Origin of the sequence: Acaryochloris sp. IP29b_bin.137, from assembly GCF_028285745.1 — a bacterium.
Classification (GTDB): domain Bacteria; phylum Cyanobacteriota; class Cyanobacteriia; order Thermosynechococcales; family Thermosynechococcaceae; genus Acaryochloris.
Genome location: NZ_JANQOP010000206.1, coordinates 1 through 8427, shown reverse-complemented (window position 1 = coordinate 8427; position 8427 = coordinate 1). Strand labels below are relative to the sequence as shown.

At 47.7% G+C, this 8427-nt stretch carries 8 protein-coding genes and 1 tRNA gene; 3 read left to right on the top strand and 6 right to left on the bottom strand.

All coding sequences use genetic code 11. The features are described from left to right. Positions 1-95 precede the first annotated feature (95 nt). Together Q0991_RS14720 and Q0991_RS14715 are read right to left on the bottom strand one after the other, a co-directional pair. Entirely contained in the window at positions 96-1580 is a 1485-nt protein-coding gene (locus tag Q0991_RS14720) for a glycosyl hydrolase family 57 (protein WP_299489524.1), read from the bottom strand. A gap of 250 nt (positions 1581-1830) precedes the next feature. After that, positions 1831-1904: transfer RNA gene (locus tag Q0991_RS14715), tRNA-Arg, on the bottom strand. Between the two features lie 253 nt (positions 1905-2157). Here Q0991_RS14715 and Q0991_RS14710 point away from each other — a divergent pair. The 3 genes from Q0991_RS14710 to Q0991_RS14700 all read left to right on the top strand — a co-directional run bounded on the left by Q0991_RS14710 (position 2158) and on the right by Q0991_RS14700 (position 4119). Next, the gene (locus Q0991_RS14710; protein ID WP_299489523.1) at positions 2158-3018 is read left to right on the top strand and encodes an alpha/beta hydrolase; all 861 of its coding nucleotides are present in this window, start codon (positions 2158-2160) and stop codon (positions 3016-3018) included. A 114-nt stretch (positions 3019-3132) separates the two neighbouring features. Beyond that, positions 3133-3414: a PepSY domain-containing protein gene (locus tag Q0991_RS14705; protein ID WP_299489522.1), complete on the top strand. Its 282-nt coding sequence runs from the start codon at positions 3133-3135 to the stop codon at positions 3412-3414. Continuing rightward, complete coding sequence (locus Q0991_RS14700; protein ID WP_299489521.1) at positions 3415-4119, top strand: lipase; 705 nt, start codon at positions 3415-3417, stop codon at positions 4117-4119. 94 nt (positions 4120-4213) lie between these two features. On the opposite strand, the gene Q0991_RS14695 is transcribed toward Q0991_RS14700, so the two are convergent. The 4 genes from Q0991_RS14695 to Q0991_RS14680 all read right to left on the bottom strand — a co-directional run bounded on the left by Q0991_RS14695 (position 4214) and on the right by Q0991_RS14680 (position 8390). Next, complete coding sequence (locus Q0991_RS14695; protein ID WP_299489520.1) at positions 4214-5113, bottom strand: PHB depolymerase family esterase; 900 nt, start codon at positions 5111-5113, stop codon at positions 4214-4216. Positions 5114-5319: 206 nt separating this feature from the next. Then, positions 5320-6321 (bottom strand): methionyl-tRNA formyltransferase, encoded by a 1002-nt coding sequence (gene fmt / locus Q0991_RS14690; RefSeq protein WP_366524965.1) that lies wholly within the window; start codon positions 6319-6321, stop codon positions 5320-5322. Between the two features lie 86 nt (positions 6322-6407). Continuing rightward, positions 6408-7202 (bottom strand): RNA polymerase sigma factor SigF, encoded by a 795-nt coding sequence (locus Q0991_RS14685; protein WP_299489518.1) that lies wholly within the window; start codon positions 7200-7202, stop codon positions 6408-6410. Positions 7203-7586: 384 nt separating this feature from the next. Further along, positions 7587-8390 (bottom strand): photosystem II manganese-stabilizing polypeptide, encoded by an 804-nt coding sequence (locus Q0991_RS14680; RefSeq protein WP_299489517.1) that lies wholly within the window; start codon positions 8388-8390, stop codon positions 7587-7589. Between the last annotated feature and the right edge of the window lie 37 nt (positions 8391-8427).

Below are 8427 nucleotides of genomic sequence, written 5' to 3'. Positions count from 1 at the left end.
GCCGTCAAGAGCAAAAAGTGAGAGTTTATGACCAGCGACTTAAATCCCCTTTAAGGGGCTCTTCCAAGCCTCCGGTTTTACCGGAGGTGTTTGACTTATTTCAGTAAACTTTCTCCCCGACGAAATAGCTCACGAGCATAGTCTGTCCAAGTGCCTTGGCCCCAATACCGGAAGCAACTCGTCTCAACTAGGAGAACGTAGAGTAAAGCTTCTTGGTAGTCAGTCCGTTGGGTAGTGGTTGGATCAGCTTGAACCAATGGATCATATTTCTGGTGAAACAAGGCACTTAACTGATTCATCGGCTCGAGGACATTTTCATACCCCTTCACCCAGCTCAAGTCATCGGTCCAAGAGGCCCCATCCATGTGGAATTGATGGTCGGTGGCTTGCAACTCTTGAAGCGCTTGTTCAACTTTTTCTGAGGTAACGGACTCAGTGCCAATCTTGTTCCAGATTTTATGTTGGCCCACGGCCTGACAGGTGGGGTAATCTGCGGGGTTAACGCCCGCCGCATCCAATAGCTCTAGGTACTCTGTACCGTTGATACCTGCAACCCCAGATCCTTGATCTTTAAGCTCATGCCACACCGGTTGGTAATCACGAGCAAACTCATTCATCATCACACCCCCATTCTCGCCATCGGCAATTTGGGTTACGCAGGAGGGAACTGAGACGCCCCCGATCTCCTGACGACCCCGACCTTTCGCTTCGTGATAGGGCTGCATTTGAGCAACAAGTTTAGTATCAGAGCCTTGGGTTTTAATCAATGCGGTAATACTAATGGTTTCGCCCTTGGAGTTACGAGCCACCAGCCGATTGGGAATGTATTTGTCGTCATGCCATAGCCCTGAACCATCGAGGCGCTCCACGGAATGTTCCTGCACCATTAACCAACGATAGCCACACTCCTTGAGAGCCTTAATGTATTCAAAGAGGGTATCGGGATGGTTGGGCAGATGCATTTCTGGGGGAGAAAACCCTTTGACTCGCTTAAGGGCTTCATCGCCAAATAAACTGGCAAAATACTGCTGCCAGGCTTGAATTTGCAGTTTTAAATCTGGGATCGGGGTAGAAGGGGCAACCGCATGACTCCACATGGTGCCCAACCACTCCACATAGGGTTGGTATTGGGGATTGCAAGTCAGCTTCTTTAGGTTGTCTAAAATATCGTCCCGTCCCATTTGCTGGAGTCCCCATAGGAGGTTGCCGGAGTAATCCAACATAATTCGCGGAGAGCAGCCAGCACTTACCAATTCAGGGATAAAATCTCCCATACGGCTATAACACCAAGCAAACACTTCAGCGTTATGGTTATCGCCATCGCCAGGGTTCTCAAACATATGCTGCAGATTGCTGATTAACGCGCCCTGTACGCCCGCTGGAATAGTGGGCTGATGCATATGGAGGGCACAAGCAAAGCTTGAATTAATGCTCTCTAAGTGCAGATCGGTAGTAGGGAGGTATACCGGATCGGAATGGTTGACCAGAGCAGCTAGCTCTGATTCCCGACCTGCGAGATGGGGCAACAGAGAATGAAGATCGTCTTGATGAGTATTTGGCGATGGTGCAGTTGCAATCATAAAGGCTTAATCCTTGCAATAGGGAGGATTGAGGATAAATCAGAAGATTTTCCTGTCAGATGATAGATCACTCTTTCAAGAAATAGGCTTAAGCTCAGCTAAATTCTATAAACTATTGTCAGGATTCTGAGAAAGCCAGGCAATCGACTACTTATCCTGCCAAAGACTAGATCGCTAATACCGATTAGCGATAGAGGTTTGAGGAGATGAACAAATGACTTAAACTCCATCAAATAGTTGAAGCCGATAACGGGACTGGGCGGACTCGAACCGCCGACCTAGCGCTTAGGAGGCGCTTGCTCTATCCAACTGAGCCACAGCCCCAAACTAGGAGATATCCTAACAGATCCGGCTCTCATCATAGATAAGGCCAAACCTGAATCACAAGGTCGCTCCATCCCTAGCCCCATCTTCTCAGTGGCCCAGCAATGGGACGCGGAGGAGAATTCCTCCTCAGACGCCTCATCAGCGAGATTGTTAACATTTAAGTCACAGGTGAAAAATTTCTGTAGCCTAAGAATATTTTCCTGCCACTGAGTTATTTGGAAATTTGATTTAACGGACTAAGGGTTAGATAGTGACGAAGCTGCATCAAACGATGAAACATCGGGAAGGGACGTTTATTGGCACTGGAAACTTAACCCTTTTCTACCAAGTTTGGCTGCCCTGCGAACAACCAAATGCAAATGTCATTATCATTCACGGTCTTGGTAGCCACTCCAATACCTTTGAGTTTGTGGTCACTGATCTCGTTGAGAGGGGGTATGCCGTTTATGGTTTCGATTTGCGCGGGCATGGACGGTCTGAAGGGAAACGAGGATATATTAATCGCTGGTCAGAATTTCGTGAAGATCTCACGGCTTTATTGAAGGTCATTGATGACGAATCCCCAGACAATCCCTGTTTTTTATACGGTCACAGTCTGGGAGCAACCATTGCCTTGGACTATACGATTCGTTATCCCCAAGCCATTCAAGGGGTTATTTTGAGTGCTCTACCCATCGGTAAAGTTGGGCTTTCTCCAGCCAAGTTTTTGATCGGTCGTCTCCTATCCTCTATTTGGCCAGGCTTTACACTCAATACGGGGATAGATTTGTCCGCAGGATCCCGGAATCCCGATATTGTGAAAACTCATAGTCACGATCCATTACGGCATACTTACGGCAGGGCCCGAATGTCCACGGAATTCTTCTCTACCGTAGATTGGTTGCAAACTCACATATCGGAGCTTAGGGTGCCCGTACTGATGCTTCATGGGACTGCGGATAGGACTGTTCCACCTGAACCAAGTCGAAAGTACTTTCAGAAAATCACTTCCAAAGATAAGCAATTTATTGAATATCCTGGTGCCTATCATGATCTTCATCAAGATTTAAATTATCAGGATGTTCAAGCAGATGTCGCACATTGGCTAGAAAAACAGCTACATCAGAGTTAATGGAGTGCTACGTGGCCTCAATGCCCATTCCCAAAAGCGCCAGTTTAAAACATCAATCCCATCTGAACCAGTCAGTGTCACAATAAGCAAGTAGACATAACTTTACTTGCCAATATGGCTATCAATAAGGCCCAAATACGACGATTACATTATCGAATTGCGCCTATATGGGTGCTGCCACTCATCCTTACTTCTCTCTCAGGTTCCCTTTATCAAGTTGCCAATCTGACCCAGGCAAACAGTGATTTTTTCTGGTTGTTGGATATCCACAAAGGCAACTTTGGTCCCCTTAAATTAGAGGTCATTTATCCTTTTGTGAATACCTTTGCCTTGCTTATGCTTGCTGTAACAGGCTTAACCATGTGGCTGCAAACACCTCGTAGAAAACGCTCATAAATGTTACCGACTGTTATCCTGCCAGGATATCTTGCCCCTGCGAAAGACTATCTAGACCTCCAACAACAACTCAATGCATTGGGAACGGAAACAACCATCGTTCCTCTACAGCGCCAAGACTGGTTGGTCACTTTGGGTGGACGTCCAGTCACCCCCATTCTGCAACAGCTTGATCGCACGGTTCAACAGTTGCTTGATAGCACTCAAGCCCCCCAAGTCAACCTCGTGGGCCACTCAGCAGGCGGTTGGATCTCCCGCATTTTTATGGGAGCAGAACCTTACTGCGGCCAGGTATGGAAAGCTCAAACCAAAGTCCACACGCTGATTAGCCTGGGCACCCCACATTCCAGTAAAGAAGCTTGGACCCAGCGTAACCTCAATTTCGTGAACGATAACTACCCAGGTGCTTTTCACTCCCAAGTGAAGTATGTTTGCGTTGCAGGTAAAGCCCTATTTGGGCAGCGGAGTTGGCGGCTAGGCCAATGGTTTACCTACAGCAGCTATAAAGTCACCTGTGGCGAAGGAAAATGTTGGGGGGATGGGGTGACACCGATTCTGTCTGCCCATTTGTTGGGGGCGACTAATCTGACGTTGGATGATGTTTGGCATTCTCCTCATCCCACTCAAGCGGCCCCTAAGCATACTCCCTACCAGTGGTATGGTTCACCGAACGTGATCCAAAGTTGGAGTCACTTTTTGGCATGATGCGACAGAAACGTTTCGAACTTACTGAAGAGTAAGGAAAACAACAACCTTGTTTTTGAAAGGTTTAGGAAGCGTTGAATCCCCATCATTGCCGTTAACGCGAATGTTTGAGAAAAAAGTCAATGATCATCTCGCTGGCGTTGATATCATTTGATACCCGGCCAATGATTCTTGATTTAAGGTATTGCGCTCCTCCAGGCCAGGTATGACCACCTCCAATGACTTTTACGAGGGTTACCTCTGTTGTATCGTTACAGCCTGCATATTGCTCAATCTCGATCCTTGTCTCATCGGTAGGATCCCTGTCCGGGAGTCGTGTCTTCTGTGGTGTTGAAGAACAATTATTGTGAAGTCGAAAATGCTCAAGGGTGTCGGCGGTTGAGAGTATCTCGCCACGACTGCGACCAAACCGGAAGAGGCGAACATGCCCTCCCTTAAAAGGCACAATCGGATCCTCGGTGCCATTGATAATCATGACTGAAATGGGCTGCTTGGGATTCTTATGCTTGAGAGCGAGGGGAAGTTGCGCTGTGACGGGTGCGATCGCAGCTATCTTGTCAGATAGATCCATGGCCAAGCGCACTGACATAAAACCGCCGTTTGAGATACCCGTAGCGTAAACCCGTTGGGAGTCAACGCCATAGCCTTCTATCATCCTGTCAATGACCTTGGATATAAATCCAACATCATCGTAGGATTTTTTTTGCTTCAGATGCTCAGTTCGCCCATCACTCCATTGTCGATTAACGCCATCTGGAAACACCAAAATAACCCCTCGCTGATGGGCAATGGTCTTAAGCTGCCCTTGAGAAAGAGATTGGTCAAATTTGCGTCCTGTTCCCCCTCCCCCATGAAGAACGAGTACCAACGGCAATGACTTGTTTGGGTTCAACCCAGGCGGTAGATAAATGTGATAAGTGCGTTGAATCCCTTCATGTTTGATTTTTTCAGTGAAATATCTGGCGGAATGGTTGGGTGAAGTGTCAGCAGTCACCGTATTCGGTTCACATCCCAGACACAGAAAGATTATTGTCAATATCCCAGTCAAGCGGAGTCCAATTAAGCTGGTTATCTTGCTAGCGCCCATGATTTTATCCATTCGTCAAAATCAGTCTAATCCTTGACATTAGATCTCTAGCATCATGGGTTTCGCGATGTAGCCTGAGCAATGCATCATCCGCAAGAAGGGGTTCACCCTATTCAAGTCACCTTTTCGCCTAAGACTTCCCCCACAGACAGTCGAACGCCATTGACAAAATCCCCACCGGATTGGCGACGCTTACCGGCCAATTGCACTGACCGCAACAATAACAGGCCATCTCCTGTCTGGATAATAGGGCCTTGCTGAGGGGCCAGATGGACAATGCTTCCAGACGTAAGATTAAGGCTAAGGTTAATGCCCTGGGCAAGGGTGGCTAACTCATCGGGTAAGGCTGCGACATAGTCCTGCCCAAGGGGAGCAGACGCCATCACTTTTAGGCTAGTGCCGCGAAATTGCGTCACACAATTGGGGGCAAATCCTCGAATTTGATTGTGCAGTGCGATCGCAGATTTCGACCAGTCCAACTGAAAATCTGATTTAGTGATCAGCGGCGCATAGGTCGCCTCTTCAACATTCTGGGGAACGGGTGAAAGTCTATCCTGCTCAAGTTGACCTAGGGTCTTGACCAGCGTCTCACCGGATAAATCCGCCAGGCGAATAGCCACATCCATTGCGTTTTCCAATAGGCCCACCTCAATACTTTGCCTGAGCAGCATATCTCCCGTATCCATGCCCTCATCCATCAGCATCGTTGTGATACCAGCCCTGGGTTCGCCATAGTACAGTCCCCATTGAATAGGAGCGGCCCCCCGATATTTCGGCAACAGGGATCCATGACTATTAATACAGCCTAAGCGGGGCATCGCCAGGATCTCGGGGGAAAGGATTTGTCCATAAGCCACAACCACAAAGGCGTCCACAGCGTGCGATCGCAACTCTGCTAGCACAGTCTGATCCGCCTTAATATTCTGAGACTGCCAGATCGGTAATCCTGCCGCTACTGCAACTTCCTTCACCGGGGAAGGAGAGACTTTTCCACCCCTGCCTCGGCGTTTATCAGGCTGAGTAACCACGCCAACAACCTCAAAATTAGGTTCTTGTAATAGCCGCTCTAAACTCGGTACTGCAAACTGTGGGGTTCCCCAATAAATCAGCTTAATCACGTTGCCGATACCGGCGCTTACAACCTAGGCATAATACCTTGACTCCATTGCCTAAGGATAGAGCCTAACCGTTGGGACACTCCCTAGACAGTCTTTTCAGTTGTTTCATCTGTTCCTTTGAGCATTTGCCGTAAGGCCACCAACCCTTTCTTGACCTGACGAGAAACCGTCACCGCACTAATGCCTAGAAGCTCCGCTGTTTCTTTTTGGGTCAAGTCGTGAAAGAAGACAAACTCTAAAACCTCGGAGGTTCTTTTTTCTAATTTCGATAGCGCCTGGCGGAGACGAATTTGGTCTTCCTGAGCTAATTGGAAACTATGATAGCGGCGATCCGGTAGCAGTTCCCCTAAGGACATCGATTCTTGCTCAGAATTATGAACCGGGGCATCTAAGCTCAAAATAGATCGATTACAGGAGGCCAGCTTCACTTCTTGCCATTCCTTTTGACAGATATCAAGGGCAGCCGCAAGTTCCTTATCGGTGGGTTGTCGCTGTAACTCATCTCGCATTTCCCGAGTCACGTTAATGGCTTGGCGTTGCAATTCGTGCCACTTCCGAGGAATCCGAACTTGAGGGCTTTTATCGCGGAGATAATGTTGAATTTCCCCACGGATATAAGGGACGGCAAAAGAGCTAAATGCATGGCCTTTGACGGGATCGAATCGTTCGATCGCTCGAATTAAACCCAGCGAACCAATCTGCATTAAATCATCAAAACTTTCAGTTGAATGCCCGACCCAGCGATGGGCTTCTTTCCTCACCAACCCCAAATTCATTTGAACCAAACGATTTCGCAACTCAGTACAGGAGGACTGTTGATATTGTCGTAATAACTCTAAGCTTTCACTTTTGAGTTCCCGAGAAAGAGTTGCAGTCATATCAGAAAAGAAGGGGTGTGAAATAGCTTGATTAGGTTGTTCTGAGCCGATATTGGAGCTTAAAAAATTCGGTTAGAACCTTTCATTAACTTAAGAAGTGAAGGGATAAACGGACATCAGCAAATCCACGGAACTTTTCAGATCACTACTTAACATTACTTATTGATTCATTATTTCTCTTTGTCTTGGCTAGAGTGATAAATCCTGAAAGCATTCCCAAACAACTGTTTCAGACTATTAGCTCAATCTATTTCAGGAGGGGAGCAGGGAAAACCTCCAAGCGATAAAAAAAGCAGATAGGCATAGTAATAGCCCATCTGCTAATCCGAAATATATCTTTGTCCCAGAGGGAGATAAACCCAGGTTGAGACTAATTAAGGCGTTCTAGTTAATGCGACCGTAGAAAATACCCCGAACTTTTACTTCTAAAGGATCAATAGCACCTAAATCGCTATCAGAGAATTGCTCGCTTTCAAAGGTGCCACCAAATTCGCCCGTCTCGCTATCGACAGAAGCAACACTCATGGAGATATTACCTTTGGTGAGATCGAAGCGCTTGGCATTGGCCCGGTTGAGCTTATCAGCATCGGCGGAGGCGGGCAAAGCAACAGCAGCATCGTAACCCGTCGAAACACCCCGACCTTTGGGGTCTAAGAAACCAGAGGTGCGATACGAAGGAACGTCATACTCTCCAGAGAAGGTGGTTCCATCGGCAATGGAGCTGCCAGAAGCAGAGGCAAGCAGTTCTTTAACGGTGAACAGCATTGGAACCCGCTCACGGCCAGAAATTTGGACGGTAATGGCTTGGAAGTCCATGCCATCTTTCTCTTTGAAAGTCAACTTGCCACCATCGGCGGATAAAGGCCCCTCGATTTGCTCAAGGGTGGTGGTCTTGCGAGTCATCACGCTCGCAGGAACAAATTCTGCCTCTTGGCGAGGATTCTTAGGCTCTTCCTTGACAAAGAACGAAGTGGGTTGCAAACACAAATCTGTGATGTAGGCAGACCCTCCAACTGATATGGTGTCACCGGTGCCTGTAGGAAGGGTTGGGCAGCTATCAGCCAGACCAGTGCCTTTTACCTGGTCATAGGTCATGGAGCTGGGAACAACAGCCAAAGCCTTGGCGTTGACTGAGAATACCCCCAGACAGACCGCTAAAAAAGTAACGATTAAAGTGCGAAATCTCATTGATCACCCTCTAGTATCAAAAGTTATGTTAATTCTT

What these genes read in the sequence shown, in the direction of transcription:
- Q0991_RS14720 (WP_299489524.1), bottom strand. Translation starts at nt 1,580, where the DNA reads ATGATTGCAACTGCACCATCGCCAAATACTCATCAAGACGATCTTCAT.
- Q0991_RS14705 (WP_299489522.1), top strand. Translation starts at nt 3,133, where the DNA reads ATGGCTATCAATAAGGCCCAAATACGACGATTACATTATCGAATTGCG.
- Q0991_RS14700 (WP_299489521.1), top strand. Translation starts at nt 3,415, where the DNA reads ATGTTACCGACTGTTATCCTGCCAGGATATCTTGCCCCTGCGAAAGAC.
- Q0991_RS14685 (WP_299489518.1), bottom strand. Translation starts at nt 7,202, where the DNA reads ATGACTGCAACTCTTTCTCGGGAACTCAAAAGTGAAAGCTTAGAGTTA.
- Q0991_RS14680 (WP_299489517.1), bottom strand. Translation starts at nt 8,390, where the DNA reads ATGAGATTTCGCACTTTAATCGTTACTTTTTTAGCGGTCTGTCTGGGG.